Below are 18,966 nucleotides of genomic sequence, written 5' to 3' on the forward strand. Positions count from 1 at the left end.
CTGTGCCGGTGTAGGGTACGACCATGCCGGGGTGGGAGTCCGTGGCGGTTATCCCGGTCCGCTACCAGAGAGTAAGAAGGCATGTCGAGGAAGCCGGACACCATCGGTGCCAGAATCCGGTACTGGCGGATGCGCCGTGGCGGAATGACTCAGGCCGTCCTCGCTGGGCTCGCTGGCGTCACCCAGTCGTACGTGTCGCAGGTTGAGTCGGGTCGGAAGACGATCGACCGTCGCTCCACTCTGGTCGCGCTCGCTGCCGCCCTCCAGGTCACGGTGGCGGACCTGCTCGGTCAGGGCACCGAGTCCGGCGATCCGGCCCGTGAGAGCGCCGCCGAGTACGTGCCAGCGATCTGGTCCGCCCTGATCGAGATCGAGGATGGCGAGCGCCGCCCGTCGACCTACACACCGGATCGGCTGACCGCCGAGATCGCTCGCGCCGAACAGCTCCGTACGTCCTGCAACTACCCAGCTATGGCTCGTCTGCTCCCCAACCTGCTGCTTGAAGCCGCTGCCGTGGGCGGAACCGCGCTCGTCCAGGTGGCCTACCAGGCCGCCACCTGCCTGCGGAACCTCGGATACCGCCACCTGGCCCTTAACGCTGCCCGGCTCTCCGGGACGGTCGCCGAGCACGCCGCAGATCCAGCCTGGATCGCCGCATCTCGGTTCGCCTACGCGCAGAGCCTGCCGATCGAGTCTGCAGCCGTAGCGGCCCGCGCTGCTGACCGGTCCCTGACCGAACTTCAAGCCGACGCTGCCGACGAACGAGTCCGACAGATGCTCGGTCAGCTCCACCTCTCCGCTGCGTTGACCTCGGCAGTGAGTGGGCGCCTGGACGTGACGCGCGACCACCTCGCAGAGGCGGCCCGCGAGGCGGCAACCCTCGGAGATCCGGCCGACGGTGCCGGCTTCAACGGCTGTGGCTTCGGACCAACGAACGTCGGGCTGTGGGAGATGTCCATCGCCGCCGAGCAGGGCGAATCTGGCCGAGTTATCGAGCTGTCGAGGACGGTGCGACCCCAGGTGCTGGCAGCGTCGATCCGCCAGCAGTCCTACTGGCTCGACCTCGGTCGTGCCCTGGCGGACGGCGGTCGCCGAGACGTTGAGGCACTTGCCGCCTTCGTCCAGGCTGAGCGAGCTGCGCCGATCCCCTTCGCCATCAACCCTCTCGCTCGGGATGCCGTGGTCAGCTTGGCCCAGCGCGCCCAGCGCCGAGCCATCCCCGACGAGCTGCGCCTGCTAGCCGGCCGTATCGGCATCAACCTGGCCGCATAACTGCCAGTAATCACTACATCACCAATCCGCCTTACTGTCCGGTTTGGGACGTGAGTACGTCCTGAGGGCCTAGCGCGGCAACGGTCGATCCTGAGCTGCTGGGCCTCCACCGGAGGAGGCGGGGATGAGCGGTCGGGACGACAACGCTCCGGAGCACAACAGTGAGGCGGCCGAGCGGGAGGCTGCCAAGCAGCGCCTCCTGGCCCAGGCCGAGGCGGAACGCGTACCCGTTGACGACACGACCCGCGCGGTCCCGGACCGGCGGTGGCGGCGTGACCAACGATGACGTCCCGATCGGTCGTCGGGTGGCCCGGTGGCGGGTGCGGCGGTCGATGACGCAGCAGATGCTTGCCGACCGGTTGCGCAGGTCGAAGAGTTGGGTGGACAAGATCGAGCGGGGTGCACGCACCCTGGACCGGTACTCGGTGATCCAGGAGTTGGCCCACGTCCTGCGGGTCGACCCGGAGGTGCTGCTCGGCCAGCCGCGGAGCACCCCGGCGGGCACGCCGGACGGGGTGGACGACATCCGGGCCGCACTCGCCCGCTACGACATCCCGCAGGCTCCACCGCAGACGGACGAGCTGCGACGGCAGGTGGGGCATGCCTGGTTGACCTACCAGCACGCGCACTACGGGCAGTTGGTGCGGGTGGTGCCGGGTCTGCTCGACGCCGCTCGGGCCGCGCAGAAGGCAGAGGTGCTGGTGCAGGCGTACCGGATCACGTCGTCGCTGCTGGTGAAGCTCGGCGAGGCCGACCTCGCCTGGCTGGCCGCCGACCGTGCGATGACCGCCGCCGGCGACGACAGGTTCCTCGCGGCGGCAGCGGCCATCTCGGTGGGCCAGGCGCTCCGCGCCTCCAACCGCGACCCCCTGGCCCTGGCCGCACTGCTCCCCGCCGCCAACCGCGTCCTTCCACCCTCGACCTCCTGCGGTGATCAAGAGGTTTGCGGCACTTCTGGAGATCAAATCGCCCCCAAACCTCTTGATCACGAAGGCCAAGAAGGCCTTCGAGGTCAGGGCGAGCACCGGGGGAGCGCGGTGGGTGGGACGTTGCTGGTCCAAGGGGCATTGGCCGCCGCCGGATGCGGCGAGCACCGCCGCGCCGACGAGCTGATTGACCGGGCCGCGGGGGTCGCCGCCAGCCTGAGGGGGTACGACGACACGTACCGCACATGCTTTGGGCCGGTCGCCATCGAGCTGACCCGGGTTCTCATTGCGGCACAACGGGGTGACGCCGCAGAGGCGCTACGGGGGCACTCAAGCGTCGTGCGGCGGGAGGGGTGGCGGCGATTGCCGGCCGAGTATCGGGGTGCGTACCTGGTCGACGTCGCGCGGGCGTACCTGCACCTGGGCGACGTGCGCGGGGCGGCGCGCGCCCTGGTGGACGCGGACAGTGTCGCGCCGGCTGAGGTTCGGTGCCGGGCGTCGGCGCGTACCGTCATCGCGGATGTCGCCCGCGCGCAGCCGGCGCCGGCCGGTGTGGCGCGACTGGCGACGCTGGTCGGCCTGACCCGGTGACCGTCCCGAGGAGCGCGGCCCTGACCGGTGCGCGTCAACCGGCCGAAGGGTGCTGTCAGTTCACCGCGATGCCGTCACGGGACATCATCGGCGGCCCTGGCTCGCTAGGCTCTGCGGCCATGCGTACCCTTCGATCGGTCCGTGCCCTGGTGGCGGTCACCGGCGTGTCCGCCCTGCTTCTGATGCCGGTGCCCGCTGTCGCGGCCGAGCCGGGTGCGATCGCCCTGGTCGATGCGGCAACCGATGGCACCCCCGGCAACGGCGGGGTCGGCGGCTCGGACATCTCCGACGACGGCAGGTACGTCGCCTTCGCCTCCACCTCGGACAACCTCGTCCCTGGGGACACGAACGAGAACACGGACATTTTCGTCCGCGACACGGAGACCGGCACCACCACCCTGGTCAGCGGTGGCCTGGACGGGCAGCCGGCCAACAACGGGGCCGATTACACCGCAGCGATTTCCGGTAACGGCCGGTACGTGGCCTTCACGTCGTACGCGTCGAACCTTGTGCCCGGCGACACCAACAACGAAGTCGACGTCTTCGTGCACGACCGCCAGACCCTGTTGACCAGTCGGGCCAGCGAGTTCGCGGGTGGGCGGCAGATTCGGGGCATCAGCAGCAGTGCCACCATCTCCGACAACGGCCGTTACGCCGCGTTCATCGTCACCTCGTTCACCGGCGACCTGGACGACCAGGGCCTCCGGCTCTACGGGCAGGTGGCGTACGTCCACGACTCGCAGCTCGGCAGGACCACACGGGTCAGCCTGCAGGCCGACGGCGGCACGAACCTCTCGGCGTTCCAGGTCGTCATCTCGGGCAGCGGGCGGCGGGTGGCGTTCAGCGGGTACGGCGACTGGGTCGGCGATGGCGGCACGAACGCTGGCGTCTTCGTTCACGACCTGTCATCCGGCGAGACGGTCCGGGCCAACCTGCCGGCCACCGAGGGCGAATTCCGCAGTGGATCGAGCCCGAGCATCAGTAGGGACGGCACCAAGGTGTCATGGGAGTCGTACGAGCCGTACGTGCTGGCGGACACCAACGAGGCCGGCGACGTCTACGTCCGCGACCTGATCGCCGACGCCACAGTGCTGGTGAGCGCCAGCCGCGGAAGCGCGGGCGCGGGCAACAACTACAGCACGTCCGGTCGACTGGCGGCCGGCGGTCGTTACGTGTCCTTCTACTCCTCCGCCTCTGACCTCGTTCCCCGCGACGGCAACGGCGTCGGCAGCGACGTCTTCGTGCGGGACCTCAACACCGGTCGGACGACGGCGGTGAGCAGCACCACCGCCGCCGGGGCGACCGGCAACGGTGAGAGCTTCGACGGAGTCACCTCTGCCAACGGCAGCCGGATCGTCTTCAGGTCCAGCGCGACCGACCTGGGGGTCGACCCGGGCGACGGTCACGAACACCTCTTCGTGCGCTGCCTGCGCAACTGCTGACCAACAAGAGCTCGCTGCCTCGGACCACGACGGTCACTGCCGACCGTGCGGTCCCGGTCGGTGGCATGCCCGACGCACCCTCTGCGTGCTGTGAAGGATCGCCCTCCCACAAGATCGAAATTCCTTGGCAAGGGAGAGCTGGCGGGGGTTCTTCGATTGAATAGCGATCACGGTGCACACCAGGTTTCGTGATGTGCCTCGGGGGCCCTGGGGCTACCCGGCTTTGCGCTGACGACGCGCGCGTTCGAACTCGGCGGCATCTGACATCCAGGGACTGTGCTGGTCGAGTGCGGCGCAACCGCCGCTGACGAAAAGGCTCACCAGGTGCCGGTAGCCAACCATCCCGTCGACCAGGCTGTACTCGACCCGGTACTCCGGGTCTGCCCCGGCTTCACCCTGTCGCACGGTCGTGATCCGGGCGATGCAGTCCGAGTAGAACTGCAGCTGGATCCCCTCGCCCATCTCCTCGTCCTCGATGGTGAACACCTCGTTGTCGCCGGCCGAGCGGTCGGCGACGAACTCCCAGAACTCGGCGGAGGCGCTGCGCGGGCCGTCCCGTAGCCACTTCTTCTCGCCGCCCTTGTCGTCGGTGAAGGTCAGGGCCGCCTTCGTCGCACCCGCACCAGAGTCGTCGTCCTCCGGCGGCGCGCTCCTGGCGCGGCCCGCGGCCTCCGAGCACATCAGGAAGGTCACCGTCCGCACCGCGTCATCAACCAGTTCCGGGTACGCGCGGCGCACGGCCGCGTCGACGGTCGCCTCCATCCGCTTCCAGTCGCGCTTGTCTGTGGCCCGGTGTCCCCGTCGTGGGTCGAGACCGATCCGCATCCCGGCGCACGCCTGCTCGGCGGCGGCGATCACCCGCATGACCTGGGGCAGCAGCGCGGGGTCGACGGCATCGGGGTTGCGCCGCGGAATCGTCGCGCCGTGCAGGTACTGGCCGGTGTAGCGCAGGATCTGCGCGTCGAGTGGCCCGAGGACCATCCCCCGCTCGGCACGGCGGCGGACCGCGTGATGCTCCTGGGCACGCTTCTCGTTCGCCGCCTCCGTCGCCGTGCGCATCGCCTCGCAGACCTGACCGCGCTCCAGGAGACGGATGGTGGCACCGTGGGCGACGAGCCGGCTCTGGTCCCAGGGGATGCGCCGAAACAGCGCGTCGACGTCTGCGGGCGGGGCGAGCAGGATCGGGTTCAGGAGTGCGACGGCGGCGTCCTGGTCGAGTTGGCCCCGGGTCCCCGCTGCATGGCACAGCGGTAGGACCGCACTCCACAGCAGCAGGTGCCGGGCCAGGTCTTCCCGGATCACCGCGAGATGGGCTTCGGTGATCGGGATCGTGAACGTGCGGGGCTCGTGGTTGGCGTCGGCCCCGGCGCCGAGCATCAGCTTCAGCTCATCGGCCTCGCGGATCACGGTCGGGATCCAGCCGCTGTGCCGTGTGAAGACGATGTCTTTCATCCCGTCACGACCACTGTTCGCATTGGGCGTCGAGGCGTGGGTCGGCGCGCACCCAGACTTCGCCCCCGGCGGCCTCGGCCGGGGCGTCGACCCGTTCGAGGCCGAGGAACTCGATCAACTGGAGCAGTTCGGCTCGGTCGGCCCGGTCGTCGTCGATGTCCTGCGAGTCGAAGAAGATGTAGTAGCTGTCGGTCGGGTCGACGTAGCCGGAATCCGCCCAGATCCGGCCCACCTCGTCGATCGCCGCTGCCTCCGTCGTGATGGTGGCGGCGCGGGCGGCACCCCGAGCCTCCGGTGACGCGTCGAGGTCGGCGAGATCGGGAAGCCACTGGCCGAAGTGGTCGAGGCCGGCAAATCCGCGCTCGAAGAACAGCATCGCGCTCGGCAGGTAGCGGTTGGGCCGGTCGACCCGGAGGTGTTCCGACCGTTGGTGGTCCGCCTCCGTGATCCGGGAGATCACCCCCAGGCTGGGCATGAGCACCAGACGCTGCTTCGCCGGTTCGTCGGTGATGGTGTACGTGTCGGACTCTCGGCCCCGGAAGAACGCGGAGAACGCCACGTACGCCTCCTGCGGGTCGCCCACCGAGACGTGTTGATCGTTGCCGTCACCGCCAGCGAAGACGAACTGCTTCGGGCCGGGCTTGTAGGGGCGAGCCATGAGTTTCCTTCGTTCAGGGGTGAAAGTTCCGCCAGCGTAGTGGGTCGGGGTGACATGCCTACGGCCCTGATCGGGGCGGGGTTTCCGGCAACGTGAGATCCGGGCATGTATCTCGGCACTGCTGGAGGGGAGAGACAGCAATGCTGGTATTTGGTTATCTCGGCGCGGTGCTCATCGGCGCCCTCGTCGGCCTGCTCGGACGACTCATCCTGCCGGGGCGGCAGCGGATCGGTGTCTTCGCCACGTTCGTCATCGGCGTCGGTTCGGCGGTGCTGGGCACAGTGGTCGCCAGGGCGCTCGACATCGACGACGAAGCCAACGTGCAGGTGTGGGTGCTGCGCTGGGACTGGGTCGTGCTCGCGATCCAGGTCGGCCTCGCGGTCGTCGCCGTGGCGCTGGCGAACATGCTCACCTTCACCCGGCTGGCCGGCGGCGACGACACCCCGCGCCGGCGGACCCGTCGCACCAAGGCCAAGCGCGAGTCCTGACCGCCGGGTCGTGCCCGCCGCCCGCTCGGGCGGTCAGGGGGAGGTCGGCCGCGTCCTACGCCCGGTGAACGCGTCACGGATGGCGAAGGCCACCAGCGACAGTGGCACGAAGACCCAGAGCTGAAGCACCGTGTACCGGCGCAGGTCCCCGCTGATGTCGACGCCGGCCAGCTCGGCGTCGAGGGCGCCCGGCCGCGTCAGTGCGATCGCGTACAGGGACAGTGGCGCGTAGTTGAGGCCCGCGCCGACAAGCCACAGGCCGTTCACCACAACGACGGTGCAAGCGGCGGGCAACCCGTGCGCGGACCGCGGCGGCCTGACCAGGCCGCCATTGCGATGCGCGGATGGGCAGATTCCTCGCGCTCTTTCAGCTGTTCGCCGGGAACTCGATCGAGGTCCTGGAGTGCCCGCCCCCGCGTGATGCGCTTCAGGGCGTGCGCCGCGCGATGGCGGCCTCGACGCCGTCGAGGATCAGGTTGAGGCCGAAGGTGAAATCCTGGTCCTCCGGGTCCTCGCCCGGTTCGCTCTCGAACGCGCCCGCCGCGAACAGCGGCGCGGCCTCGGGGAATCGCTCCGGGTGCACGAGCGCGGCGAGGGCGCGCCCGTAGTTCTGCTCGACGTCGGCCTGACTGAGCCCGGTGCCGCTGCGGCCCGCCGCCATCTGCCGGCCCTGCAGGATCGCGTTGCGCACGTAACCGCTGACGACGACGAGGACGCCTGCCTTCGTCCTCGGATCCAGGCCGGTGTCGTGCAGGACCCGCAGGAACGCGTCCATCCAGCCGACGGCATTCGGCCCGCGGGGTGGGCCGGCGATCGGCACCTCCACGAGCCACGGGTGTTCGGCGTACCGGGCGCGGATCGCCTCCGCCCAGCGATGCACGCCGTCACGCCAGACGCTCGCGTCCAGCCGGGGGACGGGCCCGGTGGCGTGGTCGGTCATCAGTTCGACGAGTTCCTCCTTCGACCCCACGTGCCGATACAACGACATTTTGGTGAAGCCGAGAGTCTGCGCGACCTTCTGCAGGGTCACCCCGTCCAGCCCCTGGTGGTCCGCCAGGTCCACCGCTGCGACGACGACCCGCTCGACGTCGAGTTCGGCGGGCCGGCCGCGGCGTGCGGACGTCGGCAGTCGCCAGAGCCGCGCCAGGTCGGCGGGCACGTCGTCGGCCATTGACGGCGCATTGTGTCCCATGGATAGTATCTCCTGTATATTAAGGCTGTCGTCGGGCCGGACGGGGAGAAGAAGCATATGGACGTGTCAGCGGGCGCGATGGGCGCCACGACGAGCCGGCCGTGCGCCGGGCAACGCCTCCACGACCTCGACGCGCTGCGCGGCTTCGCGCTGCTCGGGATCTTCGTCGTGAACATCACCTTCATGGCCTCCGGTTACCCGGGCAACCTGATCACGGACCCGGCGTTCTCGTCGGTCCTCGACGACGCGGCGCGGTTCCTGTCCGCGGTGTTCGTCGACATGAAGTTCTACATCCTCTTCTCGTTCCTGTTCGGATACAGCTTCACCCTGCAGATGGACGCGGCGGGGCGCGCGGGCGCCGCGTTCGCGCCGCGGATGCTGCGCCGGACCGCTGGCCTCTTCGTCCTCGGCGCCCTGCACACCGCGCTTCTGTACGGCGGCGACATCCTGATGACGTACGCGGTGGTCTGCCTGGTCCTGCTCGCGATGCGCCGGGTCCGCGACCGCACGGCGCTGCGCGTCGCCGGCGTGCTCTACGGGCTCGTGCTGCTGAGCCTGCTGGCCAGCGGGCTCTTCGTGAACTCCTCAACGTTCCTGCCCACCCGAGCCGAGGCACTGGCCAACGCCGAGAAGGCGACCGCCGCGATGCTCGGCGGATGGGGCGACGTCATCGGTCACCACCTCTCCGGGCTCCCCCTGCTGGTGCTTCAGTCCGCGACGTTCCAGGGGCCGACGGCGCTGGCGATGTTCCTGCTCGGCATGGTTGCCGGCCGACGGCGGCTCCTCGCCGGCGTCAGCGGTCACGAGCCGGTGCTGCGGCGGATCCAGCTCATCGGCTTCCCCGTGGGTATCGCGGGCGGCCTCGCGTACGCGCTCGGCGGCGGCAACGGCGAGTCACTGGCCGTGGGTGTGAGTGCGGCGACCGCGCCGCTGCTGACAGCCGCGTACGTGGCCACGCTGCTGCGGATGATGCACAGCCCGCGGTTCGGGTTCGTGCGGTCGGCCCTGGCACCGGCGGGGCGGATCGCGCTCACCAACTATCTGGGGCAGTCGTTGCTGGGGCTGCTCATCTTCAGCGGGATCGGGCTCGGTCTGGCCGGGAGCGTGTCGCCGGCGGGGACGACCGGACTGGCATTGCTGATTTTCGCGGCGCAGCTCGCGGTGAGCGCGTGGTGGCTGCGCCATCACCGGTACGGGCCGGCCGAGTGGGCGCTACGGCGGGTGACGAACGGACGGGCGGCAGAGGCCGGCGTCCCGTCAGTCGAGCACCGACTCGCCGCCCGGGTAGGCGAACGACGCGTGCGGTGAGTAGAAACCCCAGACGACTGTCAGCGGGTCGGCCGGGCGCAGCGCGTACACGGGGTGGTCGGGTTCGAGGAACTCCAGCGACTCGACAGCGAACGGGTCGACCGGCTTCGCCACGAACGGGTAGTTGCCGCTGTGCAGCCTGCCGTCGAGCCGGGTGAGGTAGCGCAGTTGACCCCGGTTGACGGCGTCGCCGGTGCGCCCGACGCGGGCTGTCGTCCTGATCACGGGTACACCGTCCGCCTCGGTGGTGGCGATCAGCCGATGTCCGCGTACCTCGATGGTGGTGGTGCCCGGGGTCGCCGGCACGCCGCGGGCGGCGGCGTAGGCCCGGACGGTCGGGCTGGAATTGACGTAGTGGGTCCACCAGCGACCGGGCGTGACACCGTCGGGGGCGTCGACCCCGGAAAGATCCGGTCCGAGGTACGTCAGGGAGTACGCGCCGAAGCCGGAGGTCTGCCCAGCGTCGTCGACGACGTACTGGTTCATGAAGACCTGGTGGTTCGGTGCCGGCGTGAGGCCGTCGGGCACCAGGGCGGCCACCGCGCCGGGGTCGGCCGGCAGCCACCCGAAGTAGATCATCCTGCTGTTCACGACGAGCTGCGGAGCGACGAGTTCGGACACGAGGGGTCCTTCCGCTGGGCATCGATTCGTAGTCGCGACGCTACGGAGTTGCCCGACGCCGCGACAACGACGGATTGCCGACATGCGAGCCGTTCGGCGGGACGCAGCGGAGGGACCACCCGTCCGGGTGGTCCCTCCGCTGATGTGCCGGCGTGGCTAGACTTCAGGTTGGCAGTTCACCTGTGCTCTGCTGCGGCGGGCGCAGCCTCGGGAGGGTGTTCCAGCACCCTCTCGAGGGGCCGTCTTCGTCAGACGGCGCCTACTCGCAGAAGACGCGCACGGTGGCATCGGGGGAGTCCACCTCCACCGTCACGTCGTCGAGGTGCTCCACGAGCGCCTCCAACTGCTCGGGCTTCAGTTGGGTCAGGTCGATCGGCACCCCCGACTCGCTGAGCGAGGCGTTGGCCTTGACCAGGGCCTGTGGCGGCACCAGGGCCGCCAGCCGTACGCCGGCCCGCAGCAGTTGCAGAGGCACCCGCACGTTGACCCGTGACGGTTCGAGGTTGTCGGTGGCGTCCACCATCACCCGCAGGTACTTCACCGTGCCCTTCGGCCGGGCGTCGTGATCTGCGGCCGCCGGTGCCTGGGCCCGTTCGAGGGCGGCGATGAGCTGCTCCGCCTCATCCGCGGTGATCTTGCCAGCGGCAAGCATGTCGAGGATGTCCTTGCGTTGTTCGGTCATATGCGAACCTCTCCTATCTGATGGCCACGAGCACGGCCGTGCGGCCCTGCTCGATGTCGAAGCGGGCGCCGGGCAGCGCGGAGATGACGCGCCAACCGGTGCCGAGAGCCCGCACCACACGGATGCGGAACACGAGGCAGGCCACGATCGCCGCGAGGACGACCAGGACCACGACCGGCAGGAGTACGAGGGTCACGGGGAGCACCGGAACCCAGAACCGGACAGGCCGACGATCAGGACGGTCGACCTTGACGGTCACCAACTGCGGCATCACGACCGGCCGTCCAGTTCGGCCAACGCCTGCTGTGCGGTGATCTCACCGCGACGCAGCCTGTCGATGATGTCGGCCCGTGACGGTGCCGGGTCGGTCTCGACGAAGTCGAGCATCTGCGTGATCCGGTTGAGCCGTGACTTGATCGTCGGGTAGCTCACCCCGAAGATGCGTTCCATCTCCTTGATCGAGCCGTGGCAGCGCACGAACGCCGTCACGAAGACCTGGTCCTCGACGTTGAGCTGAGCCAGTTGCGGTAACCCGAACTCGCCTTCGATCGCCACGCCGTTGCTCGCCAGGCGCACCCGCTCGACGACGAACGGCTGCCCCCGGGTCAGGCTGGTGAGTTCCTGCCAGTCCATCGCCTGCTCTGTCATAACTGAAGTACCAACCCAAGGATAATCAACTTTCAAGAAGTCGATCTTAATTTTATTAAGATCGCGGGCCTTGGGCCGCCCGCGATCCACTCGCCTTCACGGACGTCGGGGTATCCCGACTCCGAGGACGCCCCGACGTCACGGACCCTGGTCGATCTCTCGACTTCGACCCCGAAAACGGAACCGCGGCGGGACCCGGAGGGGCCCCGCCGCGGTCGAAGAGCGATTCTTACCAGAGGTCCCAGGTGAAGGCCTGGTTCTCCGACGTCGTGTAGCAGGTGAACTGCATCATGTCGGCGCCGTTCAACCTCGAGTTGCCCTCCACCGCCATGCACTTGTTGGTGCCCCGGTTCTTGAGCTGGTAGTAGTCGGCACCCCCCGAGGTGAAGAGCTTGATCGGCAGCCACTGGTCGTTGAGGCGGGCGTCGCCGCACACCTGCGTGGCGATCTTCGCCCGTTCGGTGGTCACGGCACCGCGGACGGCCATGCACCGTCCCCCGTTGTTGAACGAGATGCGGTAGTAGCCCGAGCTGGTCGTGGTGAAGGTCCAGTTACGGCTCGGCCCGCCCTCGCAGAGGTGCTGGTCGACCACGATGTTGAGCGAGGACGAGAAGGCCTCCGGCGACAGGCAGTAGTCGTTCGTGTAGGGCTGGATCACCCACGGGCCCGAGGAGGCGGCCGCCGCCGGGCTGCCGGTGCCGACCAGCATCGCAGCGATCATGGTGAGCACCGCCATGAGGCCGGTCATCGTCTTGCGCTTCATGTAGAGCCTTCCGTCATCCACAGTGGATAGACGCCAAGGCTAGACGATCACCATCGACGCCCACCAATCGGCCCCGATTGGCCAGTGAAGGGCCAGGCCACGCGTCCGGATCACTCGAAGAACTTGATGCTGAACCCGGTGTCGGCCGTTGGGCCGGGCACATTGGCGCGGCGGTAGGTGGTGTTGCCCCACCAGCAGAAGGTGCCGGTGTACCAGTAGCGGTTCGCCCAGGAGTACGCGGTGCCCTTGGGCACCCCGTGGTACATCAGCGGGAACCTCGGCCCGGCGGATGGGCTCGTCGCGATGTCGCCGTTGAGCAGCACGAAGCTGTGGTGACCAGGCCCGTTCACATGCAGGGTGGGGTCCCAGCCGGCCATCATGGTGGCCCGGTTGGAGCCGAACAGGCAGCCGTTCGACTTGTACCAGTCCCACACGTACGTCGGGTCGCCGCCGGCGCGCAGCCGCAGGTCGGCGAGGCAGTACTGGTCGCTCCAACTGCCGTTGGCCGAGTAGACGATGTGCAACTGCCCGTTGGGGTCCCGGATCGCCTCGGGGGACTCGTTGATGAACGGGTTGCCGACGACGCGCTCCCAGCTCTCGCGTGGCTGGGAGATGACGTACCGGCCGCCGGTCGGGGTGAGCGGGTCGCTCATCCGGCTGAGGTAGATGTTCTGCTCGATGTTGGTGTCCCCGGCCCAACCGGACCAGACGAACCACCGCTGCCCGTTGAAGGTGAACAGGCTGCCGTCGATGGCCCACCTGCCGTCGGGCAGCGCGAGCTGCCGTTCGGCCGTGTAGCCGCTGGCCGGCGACGCCGAGTGGATCGCGTACATGCGGTGGGCGGCGCCGCGTCCGGCCGAGAAGTAGATGTAGTAGCGCCCGCCATCGGTGACGATCTCCGGGGCCCAGACCTCACCGAGGTCGCGGCTGTCCGTCCAGACCTGCCGGGCGGACGCGGCGGCCAGCGCGTCGGGGGAGGCCGCCTGCCGCACGGCGATCCCGCCGTTGACCGACTGTACGGAAATGTAGGTGCCGCCGACGCGGATCACGCTCGGGTCGGCGGCGCGCAGGCCGGTCTGCCCGGCCGCCGCCGGTGCGACGCCGACCAGGGACAGGCCGGCCGCGAGCACAACGGTCAGCAGGATGGAGAGGGATTGCGGAAGGGTTCGGCTATCGACGTTCACCATCGGATACCTCTCCTCGAATGGAGCTGGCGGGTAACGATCGACAGTCATAGATTAGGGCAAAGGGTGCCGCGCCACAGTGTTTCCGCCAGCCGGTCTCGACGCTCGCGGGCATCGGTGCGCTAGCGTCTGGCCTCATGGAAACCGTGGTCGTGGTCCTGGCCGTCGTGTGCGCCGCGGCCAACCTGGCCATTGCCGCCGTGCTGCTCGTCCGGAGCCGCGGAGGCGTGGCCGCGCCCCGGATCTTCGGTCGCCCGCAGCCCCTGCCACGCCTGCGGGCCGCGATGCATGTCTGCCTGGGGCTGGGGTTGGGCGGCGGCATGCTCGTCAAGGACGTCTTCCCGCCGGATTCCACGGGCGACGCGGTGGTGTTCCACGTGGTGAGGATCCTGCTGGTGGCGGGCTTCGTCACCGCCCTGCTCGGCGCCTTCCGGTACCCGCGATCCCTCTCTGGCAAGGCCGCCCGGTAGCGGCGACGGGCCGCGGCGACGGGCTCCCCGGTCACTCCTCCGACAGCGTGTCGCCGACCGCGCGCTGCGCGCCCCGATCCGGGACGGAAGTCCGACGTTACGTGTTCGCCCGCTCACGCAGGGTCCAATCTGGAGACCGGCTCGCCGTGGGGGCAGCCGGTACACAATGGACAGTGGAGGCTCGGATGCTGATCATCGCGGAGGAGAAGGACGCCTACCCACCGAACGGTCAGATTCCCAACCTGGAGACCGACGAAAAGGCGTGCGGCGACATCCTGGCCAGGATCGAACCGCTCCTGCCCGCCGACCTTCGGGGGGAGGTGGTCGGTGCGCTGATCAACTGGTCGGAGAGCGCGTTGAAGCCCGATCAGAGCTTCGGTACCTGGGCCGAGGCCGTCACCGCGGCGATCGGCTACGCGCAGCGCGATGCCGCGCGTGCCACCGACAGCGCTCAGCGGCGTCGTGACCAGGCCACTGACGGGGTCGACCTGATGAAGCTCAACGCGGCGGTGGGAAGTACGGGCAGGACCGGCGACCCGCAGATCGCGTTGCGCGACGAGAGCCGCAGGTGGGCCAACTGCGGAATGGCGGCGTTCCAGATTCGCGAGCAGTTGCGCACCGCGGGCGGCAAGCCGGCCCGACTGTCGCACGACACCTACGGGGCTGGCGGCGGCGAAGCGCTCAGAAAGGCGCTCCTCGCCACGCCCGCCAGCGACGCTACCGTCCTGCTGCTCGACTGCCAGTTCCCGCAGGTGCACAACTTCATCATCGAGGTGCACCGCGACGGGTCGCGCTACCTGGCCCAGGGCTACCAGGGCACCTACTTCGCCCACTGGTGGCTCGGGCTCAACAACAGCTACTCCGGAGAGAAGGCCCCGCCCGGGATCCTCGCCCTGCGTGAGCGGTACGGGCTGGGTCGGGCGATCAGCCCGGAGGACTATGCGACCCTGCTCGACGGCCTGGTCGCGGCCATCTCGTCCGACTGGCAGGCGACCGCGGACCAGTGGCCGGCGCTGCCGTTCAACCCCGACCGGCAGGAGATCGACGGGATCCGCCGCCGGTCCGGATCGCCGACCCTCCTCGTCGAGGTGTTCGAGCTGAACGAGCCGGCCGTGGCTCGCAAGGTGCTCGGCGACAACGGCGTCGCGTCCCTCAGCGAGCTGGCCACCCGAGGAATGGCGACTGCCTGACAGGAGTGGTCCCGGCCGGCGTGCGGCCGGCCGGGACCACGAAACTGCGGCGACGACGTCCCCACGGTTCGCGCGAACGGCAGCCGCGCCTATGCGCCTGCGATGGCCTTGAGCGCGGTGTCGAGTGCCTGGTCTGCCGGGACCGGCACGTCGGGGACCACTCCGACGCCTTCCCAGTTGGTGCCGGTGACGCTGTTGATGGTGCGGGCGGTCGGCACCGTCACGAGGATGTGCGCGGTGACGGGGTGGCGGGCTGTGGGATGCGCGCCGCCGCGTGTCGTCTCACCGACGACGACGGCCCGGCCGTGCGCCCGAAGGGTGTACGCCACGTCCTCGCCCCCGGAGAACGTCGTCGCGCTGGTCAGCACGTACACCGGGCGGTCGACGTAGCGCGGCGCGGGAAGGTGCGCGGACGTCCAGAACTGGCGGGTCGCGCCGGTGGACCGCTCGTAGAAGTCATTGAGGTGCACCTGGTCGTCGCGGAAGAAGTAGCTGCACCACATCGCGGCTCCCTCCGGTGCTCCGCCGGAACAGGCACGTAGGTCCAGGATGAGCGCGGAGCTGAGGGCGACCAGTTGCAGGGCCGCGCCGATCGCGGCAGCGCCCTCGTCGGCGTACGCGATGCGCCGCACGTCGATGAACCCGACGTTGCCGTCCAGGTGCTCGACCCGGCGGATGCCCTGGTTCTCCGCCCTGAGCAGCGCGAGGAACGCCGCCCGCCCGCCGTCCTCGTCGGCTGGATCAAGCGACTGTGGCTGGTCCGACCACAACAGCCGCAGATGCTTGTCCGGGCACACCTGCTGAAGGTGTGCGGTGACCGTCTCGCAGAGCGCCGGCCCGTCCAGGCCGTGGTACTCGCCGGCCGCGAGACGACGCCGGATCGCGGCGTCGATGTCGGCGACCTTCTCGGGAAAGACGTAGCCTGCCCCGATCCGATCCAGGGCCTGTCCGATGATCTGTTCGTGTGAGGGCACGGCAGGTCAGGGTAGGCCGCGAACCGCCTGATGACGAGGGAGTTGTCACTCTCGCCCTGCGCCGCGCGAGTGCGTCGCGCACGGAAAGGACGACGAGCGAGAGCGGCACGAGGACCCAGAGCTGGAGCACGGTGTACCGGCGGTGGTGCGCCCTCGCGATCACAGCTGGGCGACGACCACCCGGGTGGCCTGGGCGATGAGCGCGTCGTCGGGGGTGGCGTCCTTCATGTCACGACTGGACAGCACCGCCAGCACGATCGGGGCCCGGTCGGGCGGCCAGATCACCGCTATGTCGTTGCGGGTGCCGTACCCGCCGGTCCCGGTCTTGTCCCCGACCACCCAGCCGGCCGGCACCCCGGCGCGGACCAGCGCGGTTGTCGCCGCCGCTGCACCCCGCCAGCGACAGCACTGTCGCCACCGTGGCCATTACTGTCGCCACATGCCGGACCAGGACCGCCATGTCATTCCTCCTGCGGGTGCCGCCGGTCAGGGCAGGATCTCGACGTACCCGGCACTGCCGTGCACGCGGATCCGCTGCCCGTCGCGAATCAGCCGGGTGGCGTCGAGCACGCTGACGACGGCCGGCAGGCCATACTCCCTCGCGATCACCGCGCCGTGCGTCATCAACCCGCCGACCTCCGTGACCAGGCCGGCGATGCCGACGAACAGCGGCGTCCAGCTCGGGTCCGTGTGGGCCGTGACGAGGATGTCACCCGCTTCGAGGTCGGCGTGCGCCATGTCCAGGAGGACGCGGGCACGTCCCTCGACAGTCCCGGCGGACACCGGCACACCGGCCAGGGCGCCCGCCGGCAGGTCGTCGCGCCGGTACGCCCCGGTGATGACCTCACCGTCGGAGGTCAGCACCCGGGGCGGGGTGAGCGCCTGGTGTGCCCGGAACTCGTCGCGACGCTGCCGGATCAGCTCGGCGTCCACCCGATGTGTGCGGACCACCTCGTGGAACTCGTGGAACGTGAGGTAGAAGACGTCGTCGGGCTCGGCGAGCACCCCGGCGTGCGCCAGCCGCTCGGCCTCCGCCAGCAGTGCCTGCTTGTAGAGGAAGTAGCGGCTGACGATGTCGTACTTCGGGTACTCCCGGTAGCCGATGAAGGCCCGCACCCGGTCGATCATCCGCGCGGTCTCGTCGGCCTTCTGCTGCCCGTCCGGCAACGCCCGCAGGCGTGTCAACACCTCCTGTGCCCGCTGCCGCGCCTGCTGTTGGCCCTGTTCGAAGCGCCGCCGGGCCGCGCCCGGCTCGAAGAGCCGGACGTTGTCGAGGAGTACGGGCACGAGCGTGGCGGGGCGTTCGCTCCACCGTGGCCTGGTGATGTCGATCTCGCCGACGCAGCGCATCCCGTACCGGTCGAGGTATGCCTCGATGGCGGCGCGCGCCTCGGCCCCGCCCTCGACCTTCGGCAGCTCGTCGAGGAAGTCGCCGTCCTCGACACCGTGCAGGAACGCCACCACCTCCGGGTGCGGACGGATCACGTCGGCGACGTCGAGCAGCGCCAGCCCCATCTCCGACGTGACGTTGCCGGGGGCGGAGAGGGTGAGGGTGTCCGCGGCGTTCTTCTCGCCCAGCCACTCGTGCAGCCGGTCGTTGAGCCACCAGGTGGCCTCCATGCCCGCCATGATCGCCCGCATGTTCAACGGATCACTCAGGACCCGCTTGTGCTCCTGGAACGCCTCATCCAGGAAGTCGAACAGCGCCGTACCGGTCACCGTCGCGATGTCGCGTCGCAGGGCGGCGATGGACGCCGCGCTGCGCTCGGTCAGCTCGGTCACGATCGCCGGGTCGGCCTCGCCCGAGGTGGACGGGCCGCCGGTCGTCGGTCCAACCGGACCGGCCTGGTCCGGCAGCGTCGCAACGAAGTCCCGGCGGTCGAGCAGAGTCTCCAACGCGTCGCGCATCAGCGGATCGTCGCGCCCCGCCATTTTCAGGAAGCCGGCGCGGCTGGCGGGGGAGGCCAGCAACCGGGTCGCGTCGACGAACAACCTCCCGCCGGCCTCCAGCATCGGCGCCATCGCCGTCAACCGCCACATCGAGAGCCCCAACGGCCGCATGGCATCGGTCATCATCTGCTGGTGACCGACCGACAGGTAGACGTGGTTCTCCTGGTCACCGACCGGGGGCACGGGGAACAGCGTGGTGATCGGCCGGCTCTGCACGATCTGGAAGTCGTCGTCGACCAGGCACCACTCGATGTCCTGCGGGCGGCCGAAGTGCGCCTCGATCCGTCGCCCGAGCCGTACCAGCCGCAGCGCCTGAGCCTGCGTCAGCGCCGGCTGCTCCCGCCGCTGGGGGTCGATCGCCACCTCCCGCGTTCCGCCGCCGGGCAGCGCGGCGACGGCACGCTCCTTCGCGGCGACCGTGCTGGCGACCACCTCACCGTCTCGTACCGTGAAGACGTCCGGGTTCACCAGACCGGACACCAGGGCCTCGCCGAGGCCGAAGCTGGCGTCCACCGTCGCGACCTTCCGGTTGCCCGTCACCGGGTCCGCCGTGAACAGGATGCCGGAGGCATCCGGAAGAACCATCCGCTGTACGACGACAGCCATCTGAACGGTGCGGTGGTCGATGCCGTTGCGCAGGCGGTAGATGACGGCCCGCTCGGTGAACAGTGACGCCCAGCACCGGCTGACGTGCCGCAGGACCGCCTCCGGCCCCACCACGTTCAGGTAGGTGTCCTGCTGGCCGGCGAAGGACGCGGTGGGTGTGTCCTCCGCCGTCGCGCTGGACCGCACGGCGTAGGCGGCCTGCTCGCCGAACCGGGCGAGCGTGCCGGTGATCGCCGCGGCCAGGTCGCTCGGAACCGGTGTCTCCTCGACGCTGCGGCGGATCTTCGCGCTGAGCGTGCCGATGGCCTCCCGGTCGTCCGGGCTCAACCGCGACAGCTGATCGAGCCGATCGTCGATCGACGGCGTCTGCGCCATGACCCTCCGGAAGGCCGCCGTCGTCACGCAGAAGCCTGCCGGTACCCGGACGCCGTCGATCCGGGACAGCGCGCCCAGGTGCGCGGCCTTGCCGCCGACCACCGACACCTGCGTCTCGTCGACCTCTCGCAGGTCCAACAGTGGTGCCCGGTCGCTGCGGTCCCCGTCCATCGA

General features: G+C 69.6%; 20 protein-coding genes and 1 pseudogene. 8 read left to right on the plus strand and 13 right to left on the minus strand.

Features of this window, described 5'->3' with window-relative positions:
* The first annotated feature begins 81 nt into the window (after positions 1-81).
* The 4 genes from ACZ6NZ_RS20085 to ACZ6NZ_RS20100 all read left to right on the plus strand — a co-directional run bounded on the left by ACZ6NZ_RS20085 (position 82) and on the right by ACZ6NZ_RS20100 (position 4,231).
* Entirely contained in the window at positions 82-1,272 is a 1,191-nt protein-coding gene (locus ACZ6NZ_RS20085) for a helix-turn-helix domain-containing protein (RefSeq protein WP_465859509.1), read from the plus strand.
* Between the two features lie 124 nt (positions 1,273-1,396).
* On the plus strand, positions 1,397-1,558 hold the full coding sequence (locus tag ACZ6NZ_RS20090; RefSeq protein WP_465859510.1) for a hypothetical protein: 162 nt from the start codon (positions 1,397-1,399) through the stop codon (positions 1,556-1,558).
* Positions 1,545-2,789: a helix-turn-helix domain-containing protein gene (locus ACZ6NZ_RS20095; RefSeq protein WP_465859511.1), complete on the plus strand. Its 1,245-nt coding sequence runs from the start codon at positions 1,545-1,547 to the stop codon at positions 2,787-2,789. The genes ACZ6NZ_RS20090 and ACZ6NZ_RS20095 overlap by 14 nt, the downstream gene beginning before the upstream one ends.
* Before the next feature lie 119 nt (positions 2,790-2,908).
* The gene (locus ACZ6NZ_RS20100) at positions 2,909-4,231 is read left to right on the plus strand and encodes a TolB family protein (RefSeq protein ID WP_465859512.1); all 1,323 of its coding nucleotides are present in this window, start codon (positions 2,909-2,911) and stop codon (positions 4,229-4,231) included.
* Positions 4,232-4,444: 213 nt separating this feature from the next.
* On the opposite strand, the gene ACZ6NZ_RS20105 is transcribed toward ACZ6NZ_RS20100, so the two are convergent.
* Complete coding sequence (locus ACZ6NZ_RS20105; RefSeq protein ID WP_465859513.1) at positions 4,445-5,683, minus strand: DUF6357 family protein; 1,239 nt, start codon at positions 5,681-5,683, stop codon at positions 4,445-4,447.
* 4 nt (positions 5,684-5,687) lie between these two features.
* On the minus strand, positions 5,688-6,341 hold the full coding sequence (locus tag ACZ6NZ_RS20110) for a hypothetical protein (RefSeq protein ID WP_465859514.1): 654 nt from the start codon (positions 6,339-6,341) through the stop codon (positions 5,688-5,690).
* Positions 6,342-6,481: 140 nt separating this feature from the next.
* Between ACZ6NZ_RS20110 and ACZ6NZ_RS20115 the strand changes: the two genes are divergently transcribed.
* Complete coding sequence (locus ACZ6NZ_RS20115) at positions 6,482-6,829, plus strand: GlsB/YeaQ/YmgE family stress response membrane protein (protein WP_465859515.1); 348 nt, start codon at positions 6,482-6,484, stop codon at positions 6,827-6,829.
* Between the two features lie 33 nt (positions 6,830-6,862).
* Here ACZ6NZ_RS20115 and ACZ6NZ_RS20120 read toward each other — a convergent pair whose 3' ends face one another.
* Together ACZ6NZ_RS20120 and ACZ6NZ_RS20125 are read right to left on the minus strand one after the other, a co-directional pair.
* Positions 6,863-7,096, minus strand: a complete 234-nt coding sequence (locus tag ACZ6NZ_RS20120) for a hypothetical protein (protein WP_465859516.1) — start codon at positions 7,094-7,096, stop codon at positions 6,863-6,865.
* A 160-nt stretch (positions 7,097-7,256) separates the two neighbouring features.
* Positions 7,257-8,078, minus strand: a complete 822-nt coding sequence (locus tag ACZ6NZ_RS20125) for a TetR/AcrR family transcriptional regulator (RefSeq protein ID WP_465859517.1) — start codon at positions 8,076-8,078, stop codon at positions 7,257-7,259.
* Here ACZ6NZ_RS20125 and ACZ6NZ_RS20130 point away from each other — a divergent pair, their 5' ends adjacent.
* Complete coding sequence (locus ACZ6NZ_RS20130; RefSeq protein WP_465859518.1) at positions 8,079-9,329, plus strand: DUF418 domain-containing protein; 1,251 nt, start codon at positions 8,079-8,081, stop codon at positions 9,327-9,329.
* Here ACZ6NZ_RS20130 and ACZ6NZ_RS20135 read toward each other — a convergent pair.
* The 6 genes from ACZ6NZ_RS20135 to ACZ6NZ_RS20160 form a co-directional block, all read right to left on the minus strand.
* Complete coding sequence (locus tag ACZ6NZ_RS20135) at positions 9,279-9,950, minus strand: hypothetical protein (RefSeq protein WP_465859519.1); 672 nt, start codon at positions 9,948-9,950, stop codon at positions 9,279-9,281. The genes ACZ6NZ_RS20130 and ACZ6NZ_RS20135 overlap by 51 nt on opposite strands.
* 259 nt (positions 9,951-10,209) lie before the next feature.
* Positions 10,210-10,632: an SHOCT-like domain-containing protein gene (locus tag ACZ6NZ_RS20140; RefSeq protein ID WP_465859520.1), complete on the minus strand. Its 423-nt coding sequence runs from the start codon at positions 10,630-10,632 to the stop codon at positions 10,210-10,212.
* 13 nt (positions 10,633-10,645) lie between these two features.
* The gene (locus tag ACZ6NZ_RS20145; protein ID WP_465859521.1) at positions 10,646-10,828 is read right to left on the minus strand and encodes a hypothetical protein; all 183 of its coding nucleotides are present in this window, start codon (positions 10,826-10,828) and stop codon (positions 10,646-10,648) included.
* Between the two features lie 74 nt (positions 10,829-10,902).
* Positions 10,903-11,280: a DUF2089 domain-containing protein gene (locus ACZ6NZ_RS20150; RefSeq protein WP_357351411.1), complete on the minus strand. Its 378-nt coding sequence runs from the start codon at positions 11,278-11,280 to the stop codon at positions 10,903-10,905.
* A gap of 229 nt (positions 11,281-11,509) precedes the next feature.
* Positions 11,510-12,043: an RICIN domain-containing protein gene (locus ACZ6NZ_RS20155; protein ID WP_465859522.1), complete on the minus strand. Its 534-nt coding sequence runs from the start codon at positions 12,041-12,043 to the stop codon at positions 11,510-11,512.
* 110 nt (positions 12,044-12,153) lie between these two features.
* Complete coding sequence (locus ACZ6NZ_RS20160) at positions 12,154-13,230, minus strand: glycoside hydrolase family 43 protein (protein WP_465859523.1); 1,077 nt, start codon at positions 13,228-13,230, stop codon at positions 12,154-12,156.
* A gap of 134 nt (positions 13,231-13,364) precedes the next feature.
* Between ACZ6NZ_RS20160 and ACZ6NZ_RS20165 the strand changes: the two genes are divergently transcribed.
* Positions 13,365-13,697, plus strand: coding sequence for a hypothetical protein (locus tag ACZ6NZ_RS20165; protein WP_465859524.1), 333 nt, complete (start codon positions 13,365-13,367; stop codon positions 13,695-13,697).
* A 185-nt stretch (positions 13,698-13,882) separates the two neighbouring features.
* Positions 13,883-14,887 carry a hypothetical protein gene (locus ACZ6NZ_RS20170; protein WP_465859525.1) on the plus strand — a complete coding sequence of 335 codons (1,005 nt, stop codon included), beginning with the start codon at positions 13,883-13,885 and terminating at the stop codon, positions 14,885-14,887.
* 89 nt (positions 14,888-14,976) lie between these two features.
* Here ACZ6NZ_RS20170 and ACZ6NZ_RS20175 read toward each other — a convergent pair whose 3' ends face one another.
* The 3 genes and pseudogenes from ACZ6NZ_RS20175 to rph form a co-directional block, all read right to left on the minus strand.
* Positions 14,977-15,861, minus strand: coding sequence for a S41 family peptidase (locus ACZ6NZ_RS20175; protein WP_465859526.1), 885 nt, complete (start codon positions 15,859-15,861; stop codon positions 14,977-14,979).
* A 159-nt stretch (positions 15,862-16,020) separates the two neighbouring features.
* A pseudogene (locus ACZ6NZ_RS20180) lies at positions 16,021-16,227 on the minus strand (serine hydrolase); the annotation flags it as partial.
* 120 nt (positions 16,228-16,347) lie between these two features.
* Positions 16,348-18,963, minus strand: a complete 2,616-nt coding sequence (rph, locus tag ACZ6NZ_RS20185) for a rifamycin-inactivating phosphotransferase (protein WP_465859527.1) — start codon at positions 18,961-18,963, stop codon at positions 16,348-16,350.
* Positions 18,964-18,966 lie beyond the last annotated feature (3 nt).

The organism is Micromonospora sp. NPDC047756 (assembly GCF_055587245.1).

What these genes read in the sequence shown, in the direction of transcription:
- ACZ6NZ_RS20110 (WP_465859514.1), bottom strand. Translation starts at nt 6,341, where the DNA reads ATGGCTCGCCCCTACAAGCCCGGCCCGAAGCAGTTCGTCTTCGCTGGC.
- ACZ6NZ_RS20150 (WP_357351411.1), bottom strand. Translation starts at nt 11,280, where the DNA reads ATGACAGAGCAGGCGATGGACTGGCAGGAACTCACCAGCCTGACCCGG.
- ACZ6NZ_RS20170 (WP_465859525.1), top strand. Translation starts at nt 13,883, where the DNA reads ATGCTGATCATCGCGGAGGAGAAGGACGCCTACCCACCGAACGGTCAG.
- ACZ6NZ_RS20160 (WP_465859523.1), bottom strand. Translation starts at nt 13,230, where the DNA reads ATGGTGAACGTCGATAGCCGAACCCTTCCGCAATCCCTCTCCATCCTG.
- ACZ6NZ_RS20165 (WP_465859524.1), top strand. Translation starts at nt 13,365, where the DNA reads ATGGAAACCGTGGTCGTGGTCCTGGCCGTCGTGTGCGCCGCGGCCAAC.
- ACZ6NZ_RS20085 (WP_465859509.1), top strand. Translation starts at nt 82, where the DNA reads ATGTCGAGGAAGCCGGACACCATCGGTGCCAGAATCCGGTACTGGCGG.
- ACZ6NZ_RS20115 (WP_465859515.1), top strand. Translation starts at nt 6,482, where the DNA reads ATGCTGGTATTTGGTTATCTCGGCGCGGTGCTCATCGGCGCCCTCGTC.
- ACZ6NZ_RS20100 (WP_465859512.1), top strand. Translation starts at nt 2,909, where the DNA reads ATGCGTACCCTTCGATCGGTCCGTGCCCTGGTGGCGGTCACCGGCGTG.
- ACZ6NZ_RS20155 (WP_465859522.1), bottom strand. Translation starts at nt 12,043, where the DNA reads ATGAAGCGCAAGACGATGACCGGCCTCATGGCGGTGCTCACCATGATC.
- ACZ6NZ_RS20140 (WP_465859520.1), bottom strand. Translation starts at nt 10,632, where the DNA reads ATGACCGAACAACGCAAGGACATCCTCGACATGCTTGCCGCTGGCAAG.
- rph (WP_465859527.1), bottom strand. Translation starts at nt 18,963, where the DNA reads ATGGACGGGGACCGCAGCGACCGGGCACCACTGTTGGACCTGCGAGAG.
- ACZ6NZ_RS20125 (WP_465859517.1), bottom strand. Translation starts at nt 8,078, where the DNA reads ATGCTTCTTCTCCCCGTCCGGCCCGACGACAGCCTTAATATACAGGAG.
- ACZ6NZ_RS20090 (WP_465859510.1), top strand. Translation starts at nt 1,397, where the DNA reads ATGAGCGGTCGGGACGACAACGCTCCGGAGCACAACAGTGAGGCGGCC.
- ACZ6NZ_RS20105 (WP_465859513.1), bottom strand. Translation starts at nt 5,683, where the DNA reads ATGAAAGACATCGTCTTCACACGGCACAGCGGCTGGATCCCGACCGTG.
- ACZ6NZ_RS20130 (WP_465859518.1), top strand. Translation starts at nt 8,079, where the DNA reads ATGGACGTGTCAGCGGGCGCGATGGGCGCCACGACGAGCCGGCCGTGC.